General features: G+C 45.9%; 17 protein-coding genes and 5 tRNA genes. 20 read left to right on the plus strand and 2 right to left on the minus strand.

Annotation, left to right across the window (positions count from 1 at the left end):
* The first annotated feature begins 1 nt into the window (after position 1).
* From RA156_RS02395 to rpoC, 20 genes are all read left to right on the plus strand, one after another.
* A complete protein-coding gene (locus tag RA156_RS02395) occupies positions 2 to 919 on the plus strand; it encodes a ComEA family DNA-binding protein (protein WP_306642479.1) in 918 nt (305 codons plus the stop codon).
* Entirely contained in the window at positions 876 to 1,400 is a 525-nt protein-coding gene (locus RA156_RS02400; protein ID WP_306642481.1) for an adenine phosphoribosyltransferase, read from the plus strand. Before RA156_RS02395 ends, RA156_RS02400 begins: the two co-directional genes overlap by 44 nt.
* Before the next feature lie 50 nt (positions 1,401 to 1,450).
* The gene (locus tag RA156_RS02405) at positions 1,451 to 2,593 is read left to right on the plus strand and encodes an acyl-CoA dehydrogenase (RefSeq protein WP_350339792.1); all 1,143 of its coding nucleotides are present in this window, start codon (positions 1,451 to 1,453) and stop codon (positions 2,591 to 2,593) included.
* A gap of 57 nt (positions 2,594 to 2,650) precedes the next feature.
* Positions 2,651 to 2,842 carry a 30S ribosomal protein S21 gene (gene rpsU / locus RA156_RS02410; protein ID WP_306642483.1) on the plus strand — a complete coding sequence of 64 codons (192 nt, stop codon included), beginning with the start codon at positions 2,651 to 2,653 and terminating at the stop codon, positions 2,840 to 2,842.
* A 56-nt stretch (positions 2,843 to 2,898) separates the two neighbouring features.
* A complete protein-coding gene (locus RA156_RS02415; protein WP_306642484.1) occupies positions 2,899 to 3,786 on the plus strand; it encodes a tyrosine-type recombinase/integrase in 888 nt (295 codons plus the stop codon).
* A 15-nt stretch (positions 3,787 to 3,801) separates the two neighbouring features.
* Positions 3,802 to 4,101, plus strand: a complete 300-nt coding sequence (gene hpf / locus RA156_RS02420) for a ribosome hibernation-promoting factor, HPF/YfiA family (protein ID WP_306642485.1) — start codon at positions 3,802 to 3,804, stop codon at positions 4,099 to 4,101.
* Between the two features lie 133 nt (positions 4,102 to 4,234).
* Positions 4,235 to 4,308, plus strand: a tRNA-Thr gene (locus tag RA156_RS02425).
* Between the two features lie 26 nt (positions 4,309 to 4,334).
* Positions 4,335 to 4,417 (plus strand) — tRNA-Tyr (locus RA156_RS02430).
* Between the two features lie 22 nt (positions 4,418 to 4,439).
* Positions 4,440 to 4,512, plus strand: a tRNA-Gly gene (locus RA156_RS02435).
* Between the two features lie 19 nt (positions 4,513 to 4,531).
* Positions 4,532 to 4,603 (plus strand) — tRNA-Thr (locus tag RA156_RS02440).
* A 52-nt stretch (positions 4,604 to 4,655) separates the two neighbouring features.
* On the plus strand, positions 4,656 to 5,843 hold the full coding sequence (gene tuf / locus RA156_RS02445) for an elongation factor Tu (RefSeq protein ID WP_306642486.1): 1,188 nt from the start codon (positions 4,656 to 4,658) through the stop codon (positions 5,841 to 5,843).
* Positions 5,844 to 5,910: 67 nt separating this feature from the next.
* Positions 5,911 to 5,983 (plus strand) — tRNA-Trp (locus tag RA156_RS02450).
* A 15-nt stretch (positions 5,984 to 5,998) separates the two neighbouring features.
* Complete coding sequence (gene secE, locus RA156_RS02455) at positions 5,999 to 6,217, plus strand: preprotein translocase subunit SecE (protein ID WP_306642488.1); 219 nt, start codon at positions 5,999 to 6,001, stop codon at positions 6,215 to 6,217.
* 27 nt (positions 6,218 to 6,244) lie between these two features.
* Positions 6,245 to 6,796 (plus strand): transcription termination/antitermination protein NusG, encoded by a 552-nt coding sequence (gene nusG, locus RA156_RS02460; RefSeq protein WP_306642490.1) that lies wholly within the window; start codon positions 6,245 to 6,247, stop codon positions 6,794 to 6,796.
* Between the two features lie 86 nt (positions 6,797 to 6,882).
* Positions 6,883 to 7,320: a 50S ribosomal protein L11 gene (gene rplK / locus RA156_RS02465; RefSeq protein ID WP_306642492.1), complete on the plus strand. Its 438-nt coding sequence runs from the start codon at positions 6,883 to 6,885 to the stop codon at positions 7,318 to 7,320.
* A gap of 20 nt (positions 7,321 to 7,340) precedes the next feature.
* The gene (gene rplA / locus RA156_RS02470) at positions 7,341 to 8,036 is read left to right on the plus strand and encodes a 50S ribosomal protein L1 (RefSeq protein ID WP_306642494.1); all 696 of its coding nucleotides are present in this window, start codon (positions 7,341 to 7,343) and stop codon (positions 8,034 to 8,036) included.
* Between the two features lie 28 nt (positions 8,037 to 8,064).
* Positions 8,065 to 8,592: a 50S ribosomal protein L10 gene (gene rplJ / locus RA156_RS02475; protein ID WP_306642496.1), complete on the plus strand. Its 528-nt coding sequence runs from the start codon at positions 8,065 to 8,067 to the stop codon at positions 8,590 to 8,592.
* Between the two features lie 45 nt (positions 8,593 to 8,637).
* On the plus strand, positions 8,638 to 9,015 hold the full coding sequence (gene rplL / locus RA156_RS02480; protein WP_306642499.1) for a 50S ribosomal protein L7/L12: 378 nt from the start codon (positions 8,638 to 8,640) through the stop codon (positions 9,013 to 9,015).
* A 137-nt stretch (positions 9,016 to 9,152) separates the two neighbouring features.
* Positions 9,153 to 12,965, plus strand: coding sequence for a DNA-directed RNA polymerase subunit beta (rpoB, locus tag RA156_RS02485; RefSeq protein WP_434064822.1), 3,813 nt, complete (start codon positions 9,153 to 9,155; stop codon positions 12,963 to 12,965).
* A 42-nt stretch (positions 12,966 to 13,007) separates the two neighbouring features.
* Entirely contained in the window at positions 13,008 to 17,300 is a 4,293-nt protein-coding gene (rpoC, locus tag RA156_RS02490; protein ID WP_306642501.1) for a DNA-directed RNA polymerase subunit beta', read from the plus strand.
* A 558-nt stretch (positions 17,301 to 17,858) separates the two neighbouring features.
* Here the strand turns inward: rpoC and RA156_RS02495 are convergent.
* Positions 17,859 to 19,424, minus strand: coding sequence for a hypothetical protein (locus RA156_RS02495; protein WP_306642503.1), 1,566 nt, complete (start codon positions 19,422 to 19,424; stop codon positions 17,859 to 17,861).
* 98 nt (positions 19,425 to 19,522) lie between these two features.
* Positions 19,523 to 19,918, minus strand: a complete 396-nt coding sequence (locus RA156_RS02500; RefSeq protein ID WP_306642505.1) for a hypothetical protein — start codon at positions 19,916 to 19,918, stop codon at positions 19,523 to 19,525.
* Between the last annotated feature and the right edge of the window lie 662 nt (positions 19,919 to 20,580).

The raw sequence follows: 20,580 nt of genomic DNA on the forward strand, positions 1-20,580 counted from the left end.
CATGAAACTTTTCGATTCTTTCTGGCGCTCTCTCGAATTAAACAAGAGGGAGCGGTCAGGAATGATCGTCTTGGCTTTCATTTTGCTAGCCATTATCGCTGCACAATCTATTCGTAGGCAGTGGGTGTATGAAGAAGAATCAGATCCACGGCTCGCCATGGTCTTGATTCCTGAGCCTCCCGAAGATCTGACTATTCTCAAAGAGGAGAGCTATTTCCCTTTTAATCCGAATGAACTAGCTGACAGTGGTTGGCTCGCTCTCGGCTTGTCTGAACACGAGCTTCAAGGGCTTCGGAACTACATGCGTTCCGGTGCTAGATTTCAGACCAGAGAAGACCTTGACCGGGTTTATTCCATCCCAGACCCATGGCTTGAGCGCCATGCAGATGACCTTCGTTTTTATCCTCCAGAAGTTCCTACTGTTGATGTTGATGTTTCTGATCTCGCTAGCGCGGAAACGAGTATGACCACTGAGCAAAAGCCATTACTTGAATTGAATACGGCGGATAGTATTGACCTGCAAGAGCTCGCTGGAGTGGGTGCTTATTCCGCTCGTAAGGTGCTGCGTTTTAGAGATGCTTTAGGTGGTTTCGCTAGCGCGGAACAGCTAGCTGAAGTTTGGGGGCTTCATCCTGAAGTTCGTACAAAACTCATCGCTCAAGTCACCATCGATTCCACGCTAGTGAAAAGAATAGCCATTGACACAGCGGGAAAAAGAACCATCGCTGCCCACCCTTACATTTCATGGAAAGCAGCCAAGGCATTGGTTAATTATCGACAGCATCATGGCCCATTCAATCAGCTTGAAGACATTCGTGGATGTTTGTTGGTGAGTGATAGCTTGTATCGAAAGATCGAACCCTATCTTTACCTCCATGATCGAAGAACGCATCCATCAAACGGTGAGAACCGTCCCTGATTTCCCCAAGCCTGGAATTCAGTTTAAAGATATCAGCACGCTGTGCCTCGATCCGAAGTTGGCGGGTGATATTGTAGATGAATTGGCAGCACGATCACCTGAGGGTGTCAGCGCGGTAGTAGGTATCGAAAGTAGAGGGTTCCTTTTTGGTGTGCCATTGGCGATTAAGTTAGGTGTACCTTTTGTGTTGTTACGCAAGGCAGGTAAGCTACCGGCAGAAACCATCGCCTACAGTTATGATCTTGAATATGGCCAAGCGACGATAGAAATGCACAAAGATGCGATTCAAGCAGGCGACAAGGTCTTGGTTCATGATGATCTTCTGGCGACGGGGGGTACGGCACTCGCTGCCGCGGAATTGGTGAAACAACAAGGTGGGGAAGTGGCAGGATTCTCGTTTTTGATGTCGATTGATGTCTTGGATGGGGAAGAGGCAATCCGCAAGCAGTGCCAGAATATTGCTATTTTAGCGCGCTCTTAAAACACAGAGACTAGAAACGAATTTATTCCTTTCGTAACAGCAGAGAAGCAATGAACTTTGAGCAGAACGAAAATTTGAAGATGATCGAGCAGATGGCTCGTGACTTCGCAGAACGTGAAATTCGTCCACACTTTATGGAGTGGGATGAAACACAGCATTTCCCAAAAGAACTCTTTCACAAGCTTGGTGAACTCGGTATGATGGGGGTTTTGGTACCCGAACAATACGGGGGCGCCGGACTAGGATACTTCGAATACATGATCGTAATCCAGGAGATTGCGAAGGTGTGTGGTTCGATTGGTCTATCCGTTGCAGCACACAACTCACTGTGCACCAACCACATTTTGTCATTCGGAACAGAAGAACAAAAGCAGAAGTACCTACCTAAACTTGCTTCAGGTGAATGGATCGGAGCTTGGGGCTTAACAGAAGCAAACACAGGTTCAGACGCGATGCGCATGAAGTGTGTAGCTAAGAAGGAAGGAAACGAATGGGTGTTGAACGGAACAAAGAACTGGATTACTCACGGAATTAGTGGTGATGTGGCTGTAGTTCTTGCCCGTACCGGAGACCTTCTTGATTCAAACGGCATCACCGCATTCGTTGTAGAACGCGGAACGCCAGGATTCAAAGGAGGGAAGAAGGAAAACAAATTAGGAATGCGCGCCAGTGAAACGGCGGAGCTTATCTTCGAAGATTGCCGCATTCCAGAAGAAAATGTACTCGGAGAGATCGGAGCTGGTTTCAAGCAAGCGATGAAGATTCTTGATGGCGGACGTATCAGTATTGGAGCGTTGGCATTGGGAATTGCGAAGGGAGCGATGGAAGCAAGTGTTCGCTACTCAAAAGAGCGTGAGCAGTTCGGACAACCAATTGCAAACTTCCAGGCAATTGCCTTTAAGTTGGCAGATATGGCTACAGAAATTGAAGCATCTGAGATGTTGCTTTCTGAGGCAGCCGATTTGAAGAACCGTGGAGAGAACGTCACCAAGGTATCAGCCATGGCAAAGTACTACGCGAGTGAAGTTTCAGTGAAAGTAGCGACGGAAGGTGTGCAAATCTTCGGTGGTTATGGATACACGAAAGACTTCCCTGTAGAGAAGTTCTACCGTGATAGTAAGCTATGTACTATCGGGGAAGGAACCTCAGAGATCCAGAAATTGGTGATTTCGAGGGAAATATTAAAAGATTGATTTGGAGTACGTAGATAATTGCGTATCTTTGCGCTCCATTTTAGACGAAGGAATATTATGTTGATCATACCAGTAAAAGAAGGAGAGAACATCGAACGTGCTCTCAAGAAGTTCAAGAAGAAATTCGATCGTACGGGAACAATGCGTGAGCTTCGTTACCGTCAAGAGTATGTGAAGCCATCTATCGAACGTCGTGAGGCGAAGAAGAAAGCTGTTTACAAAAACACGCTTCGTCAGCGCGAAGAATAAGAGCGAACAACCTTTTCACTATATTAAGCGGAGTCTTTACGGCCTCCGCTTTTTTTATGTCTAGAATTGATCTATTCCTTCAGTACCTCCGCTCGGAGAAACGTTCTTCGGAACACACAGTAAAGAGTTACGCCACCGATCTGGGGCAGTTTCAAGACTATTTAGCGTCTCAATACGAGATGGATGACCTGACGTCGTCAACGAGCATGATGATTCGTTCTTGGCTTGCGGATATGAAGTCGCGAGGGATCAGTGCGAAGTCTATGCATCGGAAACGATCAAGTCTTTCTACCTATTTCAAGTTTGCCCGAAAGCAAGGCTGGGTTGATCACGATCCTGTGAAGAAAACCGTGGCTCCGAAAATGGAGAAACGACTGCCAGTATTTGCGAGTGAAGATCAGATGGGCAAGTTGCTCGATGAGGTCATGAAGGGAGGCGAAGACTTTTCGTCGAAAAGAGACCGTTTGATGGTAACCATCTTCTATGAAACGGGTATACGCTTATCAGAGCTGATCGGTATTACGATGCAAGCGATTGATTTTCAACGCGGCATGTTAAAGGTGCTTGGAAAGCGAAACAAAGAGCGGCTAATTCCGTTATCTAAAGAGACATTGGATCTAACGAAAGATTACATCGAATCAAGGCAAGCGATCACCGGATCTGGAGACGCTTATTTACTCTGTACAGACCGGGGCGCCAAACTCTATCCAAATTTTGTTTATCGCAAGGTGAATGCTTATCTTGGAGAGGTAAGCAGCCTGGATAAGAGAAGTCCGCACGTCTTACGTCACACATTCGCGACGCATATGCTAAACAATGGAGCACAACTGAATACAGTAAAAGAGTTGTTAGGGCATGCGAATCTTTCAGCGACCCAGGTGTATACTCATAACACGATCGAAAAGCTCAAGAATATTCATGAGCAGAAACACCCTAAGGGATAAATAAATTATAGCAATATGCAGGTACAAGTTCATTCAATCCATTTTGATGCTGATCAGAAGCTGATCACTTTCATTAACGAGAAACTGCAAAAGCTGACCACCTTTCATGACCAGATTATTGGTGGCGAAGTTTTTCTTCGTCTAGAGAAGTCTGACGTGAATGAAAACAAGGTGGCAGAGATCAAATTGCACGTGCCAGGAAAAGATCTATTCGCTAAGCGTCAGTGTCGTACGTTCGAAGAAGCGACAGACGATGCAGTAGAGGCACTGCGACGACAAATTCGAAAGCAGCGCGACAAGGCTAGATCGCACTGATCAAAAAGACGATCAAAAAGCGAATTTTTTTTCGCTGATCGTTTTGTACGGAAAAAAAACTTCTTACATTTGCACTCCCTTTTGCGAGGGAGTGCTTTTTTTAGCACAAAAAAGTTCATTGATACAATGATAGGCCGATGTAGCTCAGCTGGCTAGAGCAGCTGATTTGTAATCAGCAGGTCGGGGGTTCGAGTCCCTCCATCGGCTCTCCTTTTTTGGAGAAGGAATTGAAAGGGGATACGCCGGAGTTGGAGAGCCGGGGCAGACTGTAAATCTGTTGTCTCAGACTGAATAGGTTCGAATCCTATTATCCCCACCCCTTGAAGAAAAAATTATTAGCGGGAGTAGCTCAGTTGGTAGAGCGTCAGCCTTCCAAGCTGAATGTCGCGAGTTCGAATCTCGTCTCCCGCTCTTTTTTTTTTCTATACCAGCCGATGTAGCTCAGGGGTAGAGCGCTTCCTTGGTAAGGAAGAGGTCACGGGTTCAATTCCCGTCATTGGCTCAAAGGAATTTATTAGAAAACGAACAGGAACAATTAATTAAACATTCTGGCTATGGCTAAAGAAACATTCGACCGTTCGAAGCCGCACGTGAATATTGGAACCATTGGTCACGTTGACCACGGTAAGACCACTCTTACAGCAGCGATCACTAAAGTACTTGCTGACGCTGGTCACTCTGAGGCACGTAGCTTCGACCAAATTGACAACGCACCTGAAGAAAAGGAGCGTGGTATTACAATTAACTCTTCACACGTAGAGTACGCAACTGCAAACCGTCACTACGCACACGTTGACTGTCCTGGACACGCCGACTACGTGAAGAACATGGTAACTGGTGCTGCTCAAATGGACGGAGCGATCCTTGTGGTTGCTGCAACTGATGGGCCTATGCCACAGACACGTGAGCACATCCTTCTTGGACGTCAGGTAGGTGTACCACGTATCGTTGTGTTCCTGAACAAAGTTGACATGGTAGATGACGAAGAGCTTCTAGAGCTTGTTGAAATGGAGGTTCGTGACCTTCTGTCATTCTACGAATACGATGGTGATGAAACTCCTGTAATCCAGGGATCTGCACTTGGTGCATTGAATGGAGAAGGGAAGTGGGTTGAAACTGTACTTAACCTTATGGAAGCAGTTGACAACTGGATCGAAATCCCACCACGTGATAACGAAAAGCCTTTCTTGATGTCTGTTGAGGACGTATTCTCGATCACTGGTCGTGGTACTGTAGCAACAGGACGTATCGAAACAGGAGTAATCAACTCTGGTGAAGAAGTTGAGATCGTAGGTATGCAGGAAGAGAGCCTTAAGTCTACAGTGACTGGGGTTGAGATGTTCCGTAAGATCCTTGATCGCGGTGAAGCTGGAGATAACGTAGGTCTACTTCTACGTGGTGTTGACAAGAAGGAGATTCGCCGTGGTATGGTGATCGTGAAGCCTGGGTCAATCACTCCTCACACGAAGTTCAAAGGAGAGGTTTACATCCTTAAGAAAGAAGAAGGTGGACGTCACACTCCATTCCACAACCGCTACCGTCCACAGTTCTACTTCCGTACGACGGACGTAACTGGTGAGATCATCCTTGGTGATGGACGCGAGATGGTGATGCCTGGTGATAACGTAACCATCGAAGTGAATTTGATCGCTCCTGTAGCGATGGACAAAGGACTTCGTTTCGCAATCCGCGAAGGTGGACGTACAGTAGGAGCTGGACAGGTGACTGAGATCATCGAGTAAAAGTCCTTTACAATAACTGAATTTGGTAAAGAAGGTGATTTTCGAGTCACCTTCTTTCGCCTTATTCACGGGTGTAGCTCAATTGGTAGAGTAGCGGTCTCCAAAACCGTTGGCTGTAGGTTCGAGTCCTACCACCCGTGCTTAACAAGCTAGCTATGGCAGGAATTAAATCATATTTCGAAGAGTCTTACCAGGAATTGGTAAACAAGGTGACTTGGCCTACTTGGAAAGAACTTCAGGAAGCGTCTGTATTGGTATTCATTGCTTCGCTCATTTTCGCTGGTATTATCTTCTTGATGGATTACGTGTTCGGAGTGAACGCTGAAGACTCTTTATGGAGAGGAATTATTGGCTTCTTGTACGACCTACTGTAATCCACAGACTAAACGCCCTAGCGCCGCATGGCTGAGATAAATAAGAAATGGTACGTTGTTCGCGCAATTAGCGGACAAGAGAAGAAAGTGAAAGACTCGATTGAGAGTGAGATCGCAGCACAAGGTCTTCAAGACTACGTGGGGCAGATCCTTATTCCAATCGAAAAGATATATCAGATCCGAAACGGGAAGAAGGTAAGCAAAGAGCGTAGCCTTTTCCCAGGATACGTTTTCATCGAGTGTTCACTCGTTGGAGAGGTGCCACACACGATCCGAAACGTCACCAACGTTATCGGATTCCTCGGAGCTGAAAAACGCGGTGAGCCACTACCGTTGACAAACGCAGAGGTGAACCGTATGCTCGGTAAAGTTGATGAACTCGCTGAGTCTGACGAAGAGTTGAACATCCCATTCATCGTTGGTGAAACTATCAAGGTGATCGACGGACCGTTCAACGGATTCAACGGAACGATCGAGGAGATCAACGAAGAGAAGAAGAAACTGAAGGTGATGGTGAAAATCTTCGGTCGAAAAACTCCTGTAGAACTAGGCTACCTGCAGGTAGAAAAAGAAGCCTAATAAATAAGGAATCTTCAGCCGTCAAGTACAATGTTCCAATAATGCTTCCCATTGGACACTGACGACTGACCAACTATAAAGTAAAAATGGCTAAAGAAGTAGCTGCTCTGATCAAACTGCAAGTACGCGGTGGCGCAGCCAACCCTTCGCCACCTGTCGGCCCAGCACTGGGTGCGAAAGGTGTAAACATCATGGAGTTCTGTAAGCAGTTCAATGCTAGAACCCAGGATAAGCAAGGGAAGGTTTTGCCTGTAGTGATCACGGTGTACGGTGATAAGTCTTTTGACTTCATCATCAAAACACCACCGGCTGCCGTTCAACTCCTCGAAGCTGCGAAGATCAAGAAAGGATCGTCGGAGCCTAACCGAGTGAAGGTGAAATCGGTGACTTGGGATCAAGTGCGTGCAATTGCAGAAGACAAGATGCCAGACTTGAATTGCTTTACTGTGGAATCTGCGATGAGCATGGTTGCTGGTACAGCAAGAAGTATGGGTATTACAGTATCCGGTGAACGGCCATTTTAGTCAGATCAAAAAGTAAAACGATGGGAAGATTAACCAAAAACAGGAAAGCAGCCCTCGAGAAGTATGATCCAGAATCAAGCTATAGCTTGTCTGATGCGGCTTCGATCGTAAAGACATTGTCTAATAGCAAGTTCGATGCTTCTGTGGACATTGCAGTTCGTCTTGGTGTTGATCCCAGAAAGTCTAACCAAATGGTTCGTGGAACAGTATCACTGCCCCACGGTACCGGAAAGAACGTTCGCGTTCTTGTACTCTGTACACCTGACAAAGAGCAGGAGGCGTCTGACGCCGGTGCAGATTACGTTGGACTGGATGAGTATCTGACTAAAATCAAGGGCGGATGGACCGACGTTGACGTTATTATTACCACCCCTAGCGTAATGGGGAAAGTTGGTGCACTAGGACGAATCCTCGGACCTCGTGGACTAATGCCAAACCCGAAATCGGGTACCGTTACGATGGAGGTAGGAAAGGCTGTTACAGATGTAAAAGCAGGTAAAATTGACTTTAAGGTAGATAAGTATGGAATTATCCATGCATCTGTTGGAAAGGTCTCTTTCGATGCGAAACAACTTCAAGATAATGCTGCAGAGCTTATCTCGACGTTGATGAAGCTCAAGCCTGCTTCGGCAAAAGGGGCATACATTAAGAGCATCTCTTTGAGTGCGACAATGAGCCCTGGAGTGAAGGTAGAACCCAAATCAGTTGCATCGTAAGAGGTAACTGGCTTAAAACTTTGGAAGAATGACCAGAGAAGAAAAAACCCAGATGATCGAAGATTTGCAAGCCGTGTTGGCAGAGAACGATGTTCTCTACCTAACTGACGCTTCAGGTCTAGACTCTGTTTCGACAAGCCAACTGAGAGGGGAATGCTTCAAAAACGGAATCACACTACGCGTGGTGAAGAATACACTTCTGAAGATCGCTATGGATCGCACAGAAGGAAAAGACTTCAGCCCACTGTATGATGAGACGCTCAAAGGACAAACTGCACTGATGATTGCATCTGTGGGGAATGCTCCAGCTAAGCTGATCAAAGAATTCCGTAAGAAGTCTGATCGTCCTACACTCAAAGGCGCTTACATTGAAGAGGCATGTTTTGTTGGAGACGACAAACTGGAAACGCTATCACAGATCAAATCAAAGGAAGAAGTTATTGGAGAGATCATTGGTCTTCTACAGTCACCTGCGAAAAACGTTCTGTCTGCACTACAGTCTGGAGGATCTACAATTGCTGGCCTCGTAAAAACGCTTCAAGAGCGTGAATCTTGAAAAACAATACACATTTAATTTAGAATCTTTTTAAATCATAATAAAATGGCGGATTTGAAAGCATTTGCTGAAGAGCTAGTTAACCTAACAGTAAAAGAGGTGAACGAGCTTGCAGAAATCCTCAAGGAAGAATACGGTATCGAACCTGCTGCTGCTGCTGCAGTAGTTGCTGGTCCTGCTGGTGGCGGAGACGCTGGAGGCGGTGACGAGAAAACTGAGTTCGACGTAATCCTTAAGGCTCCAGGTGGAGCGAAGCTTGCAGTAGTAAAGCTTGTTAAGGAACTAACTGGTCTGGGTCTTAAAGAAGCGAAAGGAATCGTTGACTCAGCACCTGCTCCAATCAAGGAAGGTGTACCTAAAGATGAAGCTGATTCATTGAAGTCACAACTTGAAGAAGCTGGAGCAGAAGTTGAGGTTAAGTAAGAATACTATCCAACTCTGATGGGGTTTAGGCCGGGCCGCAGGTCCAGGCCTAAACCCTTTTATACCCCCTAGGTATAAAGAACACGAAACCTGCACCCCTCTTTGTTGTTGTACCCTAGTCTGTAAACCTCATGGCCTTGGTTAAAAAAAATGTTCCGGAACGCGTCAATTTCGCCTCAGCACGACGTGACTTTGACTACCCGGATTTCCTAGAGATCCAACTCCGTTCCTTCCAGGAATTCTTCCAGTTGGAAACCAATCCCGAGGATCGTACGAATGAAGGTTTGTTTAAGGTGTTCAGTGAGAACTTCCCGATCACCGATACGCGTAACCAATTCGTACTCGAATTTCTCGACTACTTTATTGATCCACCACGATACTCTATCGAAGAATGTATCGAACGTGGACTAACATACAGTGTACCGCTAAAAGCGAAGCTTAAGCTTTACTGTACGGACCCAGAACACGAAGATTTCGAAACCATCGTTCAGGATGTGTACCTCGGAACAATCCCTTACATGACTCCACGCGGGTCTTTCGTTGTGAATGGGGCTGAGCGTGTGATCGTGAACCAGCTTCACCGATCTCCAGGTGTGTTCTTCGGACAGAGCCGCCACGCGAACGGTACAAAACTGTACTCAGCGCGTATCATTCCTTTCAAGGGTTCTTGGATCGAATTCGCGACTGACATCAACAGTGTGATGTACGCGTACATCGACCGTAAAAAGAAATTACCTGTTACTACACTCCTCCGCGCGATCGGTTACGAAAGCGATAAGGAGATCCTTGAGATCTTCGACCTAGCGGAAGAAGTGAAAGTGACGAAAACAGGTCTGAAGCGTGTAATGGGACGTCGTCTCGCAGCACGTGTTTTGAAGACTTGGATCGAAGACTTCGTAGATGAAGATACTGGTGAAGTAGTATCTATCGAACGTAACGAAGTGATCATCGACCGTGAAACTACTATCGAGAAGGAGCACGTTGAAATGATCCTTGACTCTGGAGCGAAAACGATTATCCTTCACAAAGAGGATATCAACCAGAGTGATTACACAATCATCTACAACACACTACAGAAAGATACTTCTAACTCTGAGAAGGAAGCCGTAGAATACATCTACCGCCAGCTTCGTAACGCTGAGCCACCAGATATGGAAACAGCTCGAGGCGTTATCGATAAGCTATTCTTCTCTGAGCAACGTTACGATCTTGGTGAAGTAGGACGTTTCCGCATCAACCGCAAACTAGGGGTGGATGATAGCGTTGAAAACCGCACACTAACCAAAGATGATATCCTGTCGATCATCAAATACTTGATCGACCTTGTAAATACTAAAGCTGATGTCGATGATATCGACCACCTTTCTAACCGTCGTGTACGTACAGTAGGGGAGCAGCTTTACTCTCAGTTCGGTGTCGGACTTGCGCGTATGGCTCGTACGATCCGTGAGCGCATGAACGTTCGTGACAACGAGGTATTTACACCAACCGATTTGATCAACGCGAAGACACTTTCTTCGGTGATCAACTCATTCTTCGGAACGAACCAGCTATCGCAGTTCATGGACCAAACGAACCCGCTTTCTGAGGTGACGCACAAACGTCGTATCTCAGCACTCGGGCCTGGTGGTCTTTCTCGTGAACGTGCAGGATTCGAGGTTCGTGACGTTCACTACACACACTACGGTCGTCTTTGTACGATTGAGACGCCTGAAGGTCCAAACATTGGATTGATCAGTTCATTGTGTGTATTCGCGAAAGTTGACCGTCTTGGATTCATCGAGACTCCATACCGTAAGGTAGAAAACGGTACAGCGAAGTACGGTGAGGATGCCATCACTTACCTCTCTGCAGAGGAAGAAGATGAAATGATCATCGCACAGGCGAACGCCGAAGTAGACGACAAAGGAAACTTCAAGACAGACGTAGTGAAGGCTCGTCTGGAAGGAGACTTCCCTGTTGTTCCTCCAACTGAATTGAAATTGATGGACGTTGCGCCGAACCAGATCGCTTCGATCGCAGCATCATTGATTCCATTCCTTGAGCACGATGATGCCAACCGTGCCTTGATGGGATCGAACATGATGCGTCAGGCCGTTCCATTGATGCTTCCACAATCTCCTATCGTTGGTACAGGACTAGAAGGACGAGTAGCTCAAGACTCTCGTGTACTTCTTACTGCTGAAGACGAAGGACAAGTGGTATACGTTGATGCAAAAGAGATCCACGTTAAGTACAAGTCTACTGACGAAGATCGCTTGGTAAGCTTCGAAGACGATACAAAGGTGTACAACATCACCAAGTTCGCGAAGACTAACCAGGGTACGAGCATTAACCTTCGTCCGATGGTTGCCCTGGGACAGAAAGTCAACAAAGGAGATGTACTTGTAGAAGGATACGGAACAGAGAAAGGAGAACTTGCTCTTGGACGTAACCTGAAAGTGGCCTTCATGCCATGGAAAGGGTACAACTTCGAGGATGCGATCGTGATCTCTGAAAAAGTAGTTCGCGAAGACATCTTCACTTCGATCCACGTTTCTGAATACGTACTTGAAGTACGTGACACGAAGCGAGGTGTGGAAGAGTTGACTGCAGATATTCCGAACGTAAGTGAGGAAGCAACAAAAGATCTAGACGAGAACGGATTGATCCGCGTCGGAGCTGAAGTAGCAGAAGGTGACATCTTGATCGGTAAGATCACTCCGAAAGGAGAGACAGATCCTTCTCCAGAAGAGAAACTTCTTCGTGCGATCTTCGGTGACAAGGCAGGTGATGTGAAGGATGCTTCATTGAAGGTTCCACCATCAAGCCGTGGTGTAGTTATCGATAAGAAACTATTCTCGCGTGCTATCAAAGACCGTAAGTCGAAAGCTGCTGATAAGGCGGTGATCGAAGCGCTAGACAAAGAATTCGATAAAGAGGCAGCTGAATTGAAGAAGCTGCTTGTAGAGAAGTTGATGAAACTGGTTGGAGGTAAGTCTTCGCAAGGGGTATTCAACTACTATAAAGAAGAGCAGATCAAGAAAGGAGTGAAGTTCTCAGGAAAGGCACTTCAAACACTTGATTATGCAATCGTGAATGCTGACGGTTGGACGCGTGACCAAGACGTAAACGGATTGGTGAAGCGTTTGGTGCACAACTACAACTTGAAGTACAACGATCTTCTAGGACACTACAAGCGCAAGAAGTTTGCGATCACAGTTGGAGATGAACTTCCAGCAGGTATCGTGAAACTTGCGAAGGTGTACATCGCACAGAAGCGTAAGCTGAAAGTGGGAGATAAGATGGCAGGACGTCACGGTAACAAAGGTATTGTTGCGAAAATCGTTCGTCAAGAAGACATGCCATTCCTCGAAGATGGAACACCAGTAGATATCGTACTTAACCCGCTAGGGGTACCTTCTCGTATGAACCTTGGACAGATCTACGAAACGGTACTAGGATGGGCTGGATTGAACTTGGGCGTGAAGTTCGCAACACCGATTTTCGATGGTGCTAGCATCGCTGAGATCAACCAATTCACTACGGATGCAGGAGTTCCTGAATACGGAGTGACTCACCTATACGATGGTGGAACAGGTGAGCGTTTTGACCAACCAGCTACGGTAGGGGTGATCTACATGATCAAACTGAGCCACATGGTTGATGACAAGATGCACGCGCGTTCAATCGGACCTTACTCACTTATTACTCAGCAGCCGTTGGGTGGTAAGGCACAGTTCGGTGGACAGCGTTTTGGAGAGATGGAGGTTTGGGCACTCGAGGCATTCGGTGCTGCTCACATCCTACAGGAAATCCTCACCGTGAAGTCTGATGATGTTATCGGACGTGCTAAGGCTTATGAATCAATCGTGAAAGGGGAAACTCTTCCGACTCCGGGTATTCCGGAATCGTTCAACGTATTGTTGCATGAGCTTCAGGGACTCGGATTGACCGTGACCCTAGATTAATGGTCGTTGACCGCATTTATCCACTTTTTGACCTGATTCGATATGACTCAGAAACGACATAGCAAACAACAGAGTGATTTCACGAAAATCACGATCTCACTTGCATCTCCAGAGAGCATCCTTGAGGCTTCTCACGGAGAGGTGCTAAAGCCGGAGACGATCAACTACCGTACCTATAAGCCGGAACGTGATGGTCTTTTCTGCGAACGCATCTTCGGTCCTGTAAAGGATTACGAGTGTCACTGTGGTAAGTACAAGCGTATTCGCTACAAAGGAATCGTTTGCGACCGTTGTGGTGTTGAGGTGACTGAAAAGAAAGTACGTCGTGAGCGTATGGGACACATCCAGTTGGTTGTGCCTGTTGCACACATTTGGTACTTCAAGTCACTTCCGAACAAGATCGGTTACCTTCTTGGTCTTCCAACGAAGAAGCTTGACCAGATCATTTACTACGAGCGTTACGTAGTAGTTCAGCCAGGAACAGCGGCAGATAAAGAAGGAAATCCATTGAACAAGATGGATTACCTCACTGAAGAAGAGTACCTAGATATCCTAGATACACTTCCGAAAGAGAACCAATACCTTGACGACAAGGATCCGAACAAGTTCATCGCGAAAATGGGTGCTGAAGCACTTCATGATCTATTGATGCGTCTTGACCTCGACCAGTTGTCATACGACCTTCGCCACCAGGCGAATACTGAAACTTCTCAGCAGCGTAAGAATGAGGCCTTGAAGCGTCTTCAGGTTGCTGAGGCACTCCGTGATGCGAATTCTCGTATTGAGAACCGTCCGGAGTGGATGATCATCAAAGTTGTTCCGGTAATTCCACCAGAACTTCGTCCGTTGGTGCCGCTAGATGGTGGTCGTTTCGCGACGTCTGACTTGAACGACCTTTACCGTCGTGTGATCATCCGTAACAACCGTCTGAAGCGATTGATCGAGATCAAAGCTCCAGAAGTGATCCTTCGTAACGAGAAGCGTATGCTTCAGGAGGCAGTGGATTCACTCTTCGACAACTCTCGTAAGTCGAGCGCTGTGAAGACAGAGTCTAACCGTCCGTTGAAGTCACTTTCAGACAGCTTGAAAGGTAAGCAAGGTCGTTTCCGTCAGAACCTTCTCGGTAAGCGTGTAGATTACTCAGCACGTTCAGTTATCGTTGTTGGTCCTGATTTGAAATTGCACGAATGTGGTCTTCCGAAAGGAATGGCTGCTGAGCTATACAAGCCGTTCATCATCCGTAAGATGATTGAGCGTGGAATCGTGAAGACAGTGAAGTCTGCGAAGAAGATCGTAGACCGTAAAGAGCCTGTGGTTTGGGATATTCTGGAAAATGTACTGAAAGGTCACCCAGTTCTCCTTAACCGAGCTCCTACGCTTCACCGTCTTGGTATCCAGGCGTTCCAACCTAAGTTGATCGAGGGTAAAGCGATCCAACTGCACCCATTGGTATGTACGGCATTCAACGCCGATTTCGATGGTGACCAGATGGCGGTTCACCTCCCACTAGGTAACGCGGCGATTTTGGAAGCACAGCTATTGATGCTTGCTTCTCACAACATCCTAAACCCTGCGAACGGTGCACCGATTACGGTACCTTCTCAGGATATGGTACTCGGTCTTTACTACATCACGAAGCAGAAGAAAGCAACGAAGGATGAAGCAGTGATCGGTGAAGGAATGACATTCTACTCTCCGGAGGAAGTGATCATTGCTCACAACGAAGGCCGTGCCGAACTACACGCTACTATCAAACTACGTTGGGAGCATGTGGATGGAACAGTTGAAATGATTGATACTTCAGTAGGACGTGTACTCTTTAACGAAGTTGTTCCTAACGAAGTAGGATTCATTAATACGCTCCTTACGAAGAAAGCACTCCGTGATATCATTGGTAATATCCTGAAATCAGTTGGAGTTCCTCGTACGGTTCAATTCCTTGATGATATCAAGGAAATGGGATACTACAACGCATTCAAAGGTGGACTATCGTTCAACTTGAATGACGTTATCATTCCACCAGAAAAGGAGCAGCTTGTTGGTGACGCTCAGTCGAAAGTGGGCGAAGTGATGGACAACTACAACATGGGTCTAATCACGAACAACGAGCGTTACAACCAGATCATTGATATCTGGACGCACACTAACTCTCGTCTGACGAACATCTTGATGGATCGTCTAGAGAAAGACCGTCAAGGATTTAACTCGATCTACATGATGTACCACTCAGGTGCACGTGGTTCGAAAGAGCAGATTCGTCAGCTGTCTGGTATGCGTGGTCTGATGGCCAAGCCGCAGAAGTCTTCTGCGACAGGAGGTCAGGACATTATCGAAAACCCGATCCTTTCGAACTTTAAGGAAGGACTTTCGATCCTTGAGTACTTTATCTCTACGCACGGTGCACGTAAAGGTCTTGCCGATACCGCACTTAAGACAGCCGATGCGGGTTACCTAACTCGTCGTCTGGTTGACGTTGCGCAGGATGTGATCATCACTGAGCCGGATTGTGGAACACTCCGTGGATTGATGGCAACTGCACTCAAGAAGAGCGATGAAGTAGTAGAATCTCTACGTGAGCGTATCATCGGACGTACTTCGGTACACGATGTTGATCACCCAGAGACTGGAGAAACAATTGTTGCTTCAGGTGATGAGATCACTGATGCTCTTGCTCGCGCTATCGAGGAAGCGGGAATCGAAGAAGTAGAAATTCGCTCAGTACTTACGTGTGAGTCGAAGAAAGGTGTGTGTGCGAAGTGTTACGGACGTAACCTCGCAACAGGACGCATGGTTCAGGCTGGTGAAGCAGTAGGTGTTATTGCTGCACAGTCGATCGGTGAGCCTGGTACACAGCTGACACTTCGTACATTCCACGTTGGGGGTACCGCTTCGAAAATCTCTGATGAAAACGAGATCACTGCGAAGCAATCAGGTAAGGTTGAAATGGACGAGCTTCGTACAGTTCAGCGTATGACTGAAGAAGGTACAATGGTAGACGTTGTGGTATCACGTTCAACTGAATTGAAAATCGTTGATGGAAAAGCTGGTATCGCATTGACTACAGTGAACCTTCCTTACGGTGCTATCCTGGAAGTGAAAGAAGGTCAGAAGATCAAGAAAGGAGACGTTATCTGTACTTGGGACCCTTACAACAACGTGATCGTTAGTGAGGTGAACGGTAAAGCAGATTTCGAATCTGTGGAAGAAGGTGTGACATACCGCGTTGAGCAGGATGAGCAGACTGGATTCCGTGAAATGGTGATCACTGAGACGAAGGATAAGAAGAAGAACCCTGCCATCAATATCGTAAAAGGTAAAGAGGCACTACGTACATACTCACTTCCTGTAGGTGCACACATCTCAGTAGAAGCTGGAGACGACATCAAGGAAGGACAAATCCTTGCGAAGATTCCACGAGTAGCTGGTAAGTCCGGGGATATCACCGGGGGTCTTCCTCGTGTGACTGAGCTATTCGAAGCACGTAACCCTTCTAACCCAGCCGTAGTATCTGAGATTGACGGTATCGTATCATACGGTAAGATCAAGCGCGGTAACCGTGAGATCATCGTTGAGTCGAAGACAGGTGAGAAGAAGAAGTACCTCGTGCCGCTCTCGAAGCACATCCTTGTACAGGAGAACGATTTCGTTCGTGCAGGTATGCAGCTTTCGGATGGAGCGATCACACCAGCAGATATCCTTGCTATTGAAGGACCAACTGCAGTACAGGAATACATCGTGAATGAGATTCAGGAAGTATACCGACTACAGGGTGTGAAGATTAACGATAAGCACTTCGAGGTGATCGTTCGCCAGATGATGAAGAAAGTAGTTATCGAAGATCAGGGAGATACACGTTTCCTTGAGAAGCAGAACATTGAGAAGATCGACTTCATGGAAGAAAACGATCGTATCTATGGAATGATGGTAATTACTGAAGCTGGTGAGTCTGAGAACTTGAAAGTAGGTCAGATCGTTAGCGCACGTAAGCTACGTGATGAGAACTCAATGCTTCGTCGTCGTGACAAGCAAGTAGTTGAAGCGCGCGATGCGGTTCCTGCAACTTCTCGTCCATTGCTTCAAGGTATCACACGTGCATCGCTTCAAACGAAGTCGTTCATCTCGGCTGCTTCCTTCCAGGAAACAACCAAAGTATTGAACGAAGCGGCTGTAAGCGGTAAGGTTGATTACTTGATGGGTCTGAAGGAGAACGTGATCGTTGGTCACTTGATTCCTGCAGGTACGGGTATGCGCCGATTCCACAAGAACATCGTTGGTTCGAAAGAAGAGTACGATGAGCTTGTTGGCAACCAAGAAGAAGCGGCAACAGCTGAATAAGCCAAGCCCAATGATATAGTTAAAAGCCACCTGAAAGGGTGGCTTTTTTTGTGCTTGGGAAGCGCGAAAACTGTGGGAGTGCATTAATACGTGTAAGAGAGGGCTTTTTGCAGGCTGTATGCAGTATGCGGTAGGCTGTTATTGGTAGACCGAAGGGAGAATAATTAAGAATGAATAATGAATCGTGATTGGTGATTGGGTAGACGGTTGACGGAACGTCATAGATTCAATGAGTCGTCCAAGGCACTTTGGGTTAATCACCCCTGAAACAGGCGCAAGATTGCGCCGCTAAAGGACCTAAGGGATGGCATCAAAGTCCTTTAGCGGTGCACCTGTCCCGTGAATTCGGGATTCATGCACCATTTAATTCCCCGATGAGGGTGGACGGTGGACAGTGAACAGAACCTAACTAACCACCCCATCCGCCTTAGGCGGACTGACCATGCTACCGCCGAAGGCGGCCTAATCATGCTAATCCGGCTTCCGGCATCCGGTGTCCGTTTGTTTCTATTTCAAATCAGGCGAGGCTCTAGCTACAATTGGTACAATCAACATTTTTCATTCCGCATACATTCTCAAAGTAATCCTTCTACGTTCCGAGAAGTCCACATTTCTTAGAATTGCTGTCACTCCTTGATTTGTTGACCATATGATTTCTCGATATCTACCATTCGATGAACGCTTTGTTGGAGCCCCTAGTTTTTCACTCATTACCTTATCGAGCCAATTAAACTTTTCATTGAATACTGTTATCAATAAGCTATCGCCTTTAGTGCGGCTTATACCATAGTTGTACTCATTCGTTTCCTTCCATTCGTACATGCTCACCCGAACGATATCGTCACTGCGAGAATAGTAATAGTCAACAAGCATAGTTACCGTTGAATCTTCAATGACCTTGAAGACCTTCGGTGTTCCGATTTCAAACTCATCAGCTTGAGGATACATATCGGTTCCTATGTACATGCGATGATTCGGTGTGACATCTATACCTTCTAGGTCTTCAAGCCGATTCGAGATATTAGCTAAAGAGAGGTCATCAATGTTGTCTAGTTGAAAGTGAACTAACTGGGTAAATGATTCGTGTGCTTTCTCCGACCCAACTATTGGCAGTTCATAAAGGTTTTCCAATCGAAGGACATTGATTGCTCCGTCATCAATTTCCAAAAAGCCATTTAGATTGAATCCACTTGAGTAGAGATTGAAAACTCGTGAGCTGCTTGATGGTAGACCGCTTCGATATTCGTAATGACGCCTGCTAACACTTACATTATCAAGTATGTCTTCATGTTTCACGATGTGTTCATCCTCTATAACACCGATAGATGTACCTGCTTCATCTACGTAGATGACATATAGACTGTCATTCGAAACAAATGATGTGGCGATATGGATCTTGGAGTCCACCCAATAAGATGTGTCTCGATAGAGAATTTCAACACCTTGATCACTCGTACTCCTGTAATGTTCACCATTAAGTGCTACTTTTTGATAATAGTCAGATGGTGCGCATTCTGGCAATTGAGTTGGGTCAGCAATCTTGTATACAGCTTGACTATTTGAGAGAAAGTATGTGCCATCAATGACGTTTATCGTTGGAGTTGTTGTGGATACGGCATATTCTAGTCCTGTTTTTCTATCTCTAAACCAGGCTGTGCTTCCCCATTCTCCGAAATCAAGAAAGTTCACATAGAACCTTTCATCCTCGTATACAACATCATCTACTTCCTCAATTTTGATCCATTGCATATCGTTTGGCGAGAGATAGAAGGTTTCACCTCCCATATAAGTTTTGACCATGATGCTATCGTGCCGAACATGCAAATCATAATATGTGGAGTTCATCTCTTCCGGTACATCAATACGATGTTGAATGTTGCCTGATGAGGAAAGAACATAGAAGTGCTTGAAGGATTGACTACTAAATGGATTGTCTGATTCAACCATACAATAAAACTGCTGGTTGTGCCTGATCATGGAAGCGATTCGCCCTTGTAGGTTAACTTTAAGGGTATCATAAGAGACCAGTTCGTCAACAGGATTTTGAGAATCTGATTCTCCCCTTGCGCAAGCGGAGAGTAAAAGAACCGTGATGGCAATCCATATTTGTTTAATTGTTCTCAAACCAAAGGGGCGTTATTGCTGATTACGGTATGGCTAAGAAGTGCAGGAACGGTTCGGTTGGTTGGATCGTTGTTTTATAGCCATTGTTGGCAAAAGTTCTACTCTTCCCATTTTAAGTCTTTTGGAACATATAGATCACCATTTCGGTACTTATCGAAATACAGAATTCTCGGCTTTTTAAAAGATGGGCAATCTATACTGAAGCAAGTCAAAACTCCTTTTTTAAAATTAGTTAATGTCGAATCTGGATTATCGTAGTCTCCGCAACTTCCAATTCTGCTTGTTACTAGCTTTTCACCATTAGGCCCCCTAAGGTGTTCGAGGAATTGAAAATGGTGTCCTGCAGAAGATCCTCCACCAACCATAATTGGTTTCTTTTCTGAATATCCATATTTCTTACTTTCTGCTTGTCCTTTAATTTCAAAATCGATTCCAATTCCTGAAATAAATGACGTTAGTAGAATGCCCAATGTTAAAAAGAGTATTTGTTTCATATCTCTTAGTTATTGCCAAGTAGTTCATATGTGCACCTTACCTTTAAACCTGAGTAGAATATGCCAATCTCAATAGGGATGGTAAGAATAACCTAGGTGCATTACAGACTAATATGGTATGTTTTATGCCATGAGACAATATATTCACATTAGCTCAAAAGGACATCTTATTTCCCTGAGTTCTCACTTCTGATATGAATGCAGATTTCTGTGTTACAGGATGAATACCCTGACAACATAGGAATGTATCTAAGGTCATCTCTGTTTCAACTTGATCCCATCATCACTGCGCATTTAGCCAAAACTTTTTTCGAATAATTTTCCCCTTTGGGACTGCTCTCAGCATCACTCAAACCCCTCAATTGAGATTCCCTCGAACTGAAGGGAGTACCAATCCAATGACTTTCGACGCTTTTCTTTCTGCTCTTGCCGAGATTCCATTCCTGATTCAAAATCTGGCTGTACTTAGGACTACTCAAATGACCAAGGTTGATTACGTCTGGGTTTCCAATGCTCTTCTTTTCCTCTCTAGAGAATAGAAAATCTGGCTTTCCAAGCGCCCTGTGGGCAGGGCTATCACACCCGGTAGGGTAAGTCTGTCAGCTGATTGAAATAGGTATAAGAGCTCTACCACTGCCTGCTCTTACTATACAACCAAAACA

Origin of the sequence: Sanyastnella coralliicola, from assembly GCF_030845195.1 — a bacterium.
Classification (GTDB): Bacteria; Bacteroidota; Bacteroidia; order Flavobacteriales_D; family Sanyastnellaceae; genus Sanyastnella; species Sanyastnella coralliicola.

Bases quoted from the DNA above. Each gene is read 5' to 3' on its own strand.
- RA156_RS02395 (WP_306642479.1), top strand. From the start codon at position 2: ATGAAACTTTTCGATTCTTTCTGGCGCTCTCTCGAATTAAACAAGAGG.
- RA156_RS02400 (WP_306642481.1), top strand. From the start codon at position 876: ATGATCGAAGAACGCATCCATCAAACGGTGAGAACCGTCCCTGATTTC.
- RA156_RS02405 (WP_350339792.1), top strand. From the start codon at position 1,451: ATGAACTTTGAGCAGAACGAAAATTTGAAGATGATCGAGCAGATGGCT.
- rpsU (WP_306642483.1), top strand. From the start codon at position 2,651: ATGTTGATCATACCAGTAAAAGAAGGAGAGAACATCGAACGTGCTCTC.
- RA156_RS02415 (WP_306642484.1), top strand. From the start codon at position 2,899: ATGTCTAGAATTGATCTATTCCTTCAGTACCTCCGCTCGGAGAAACGT.
- hpf (WP_306642485.1), top strand. From the start codon at position 3,802: ATGCAGGTACAAGTTCATTCAATCCATTTTGATGCTGATCAGAAGCTG.
- tuf (WP_306642486.1), top strand. From the start codon at position 4,656: ATGGCTAAAGAAACATTCGACCGTTCGAAGCCGCACGTGAATATTGGA.
- secE (WP_306642488.1), top strand. From the start codon at position 5,999: ATGGCAGGAATTAAATCATATTTCGAAGAGTCTTACCAGGAATTGGTA.
- nusG (WP_306642490.1), top strand. From the start codon at position 6,245: ATGGCTGAGATAAATAAGAAATGGTACGTTGTTCGCGCAATTAGCGGA.
- rplK (WP_306642492.1), top strand. From the start codon at position 6,883: ATGGCTAAAGAAGTAGCTGCTCTGATCAAACTGCAAGTACGCGGTGGC.
- rplA (WP_306642494.1), top strand. From the start codon at position 7,341: ATGGGAAGATTAACCAAAAACAGGAAAGCAGCCCTCGAGAAGTATGAT.
- rplJ (WP_306642496.1), top strand. From the start codon at position 8,065: ATGACCAGAGAAGAAAAAACCCAGATGATCGAAGATTTGCAAGCCGTG.
- rplL (WP_306642499.1), top strand. From the start codon at position 8,638: ATGGCGGATTTGAAAGCATTTGCTGAAGAGCTAGTTAACCTAACAGTA.
- rpoC (WP_306642501.1), top strand. From the start codon at position 13,008: ATGACTCAGAAACGACATAGCAAACAACAGAGTGATTTCACGAAAATC.
- RA156_RS02500 (WP_306642505.1), bottom strand. From the start codon at position 19,918: ATGAAACAAATACTCTTTTTAACATTGGGCATTCTACTAACGTCATTT.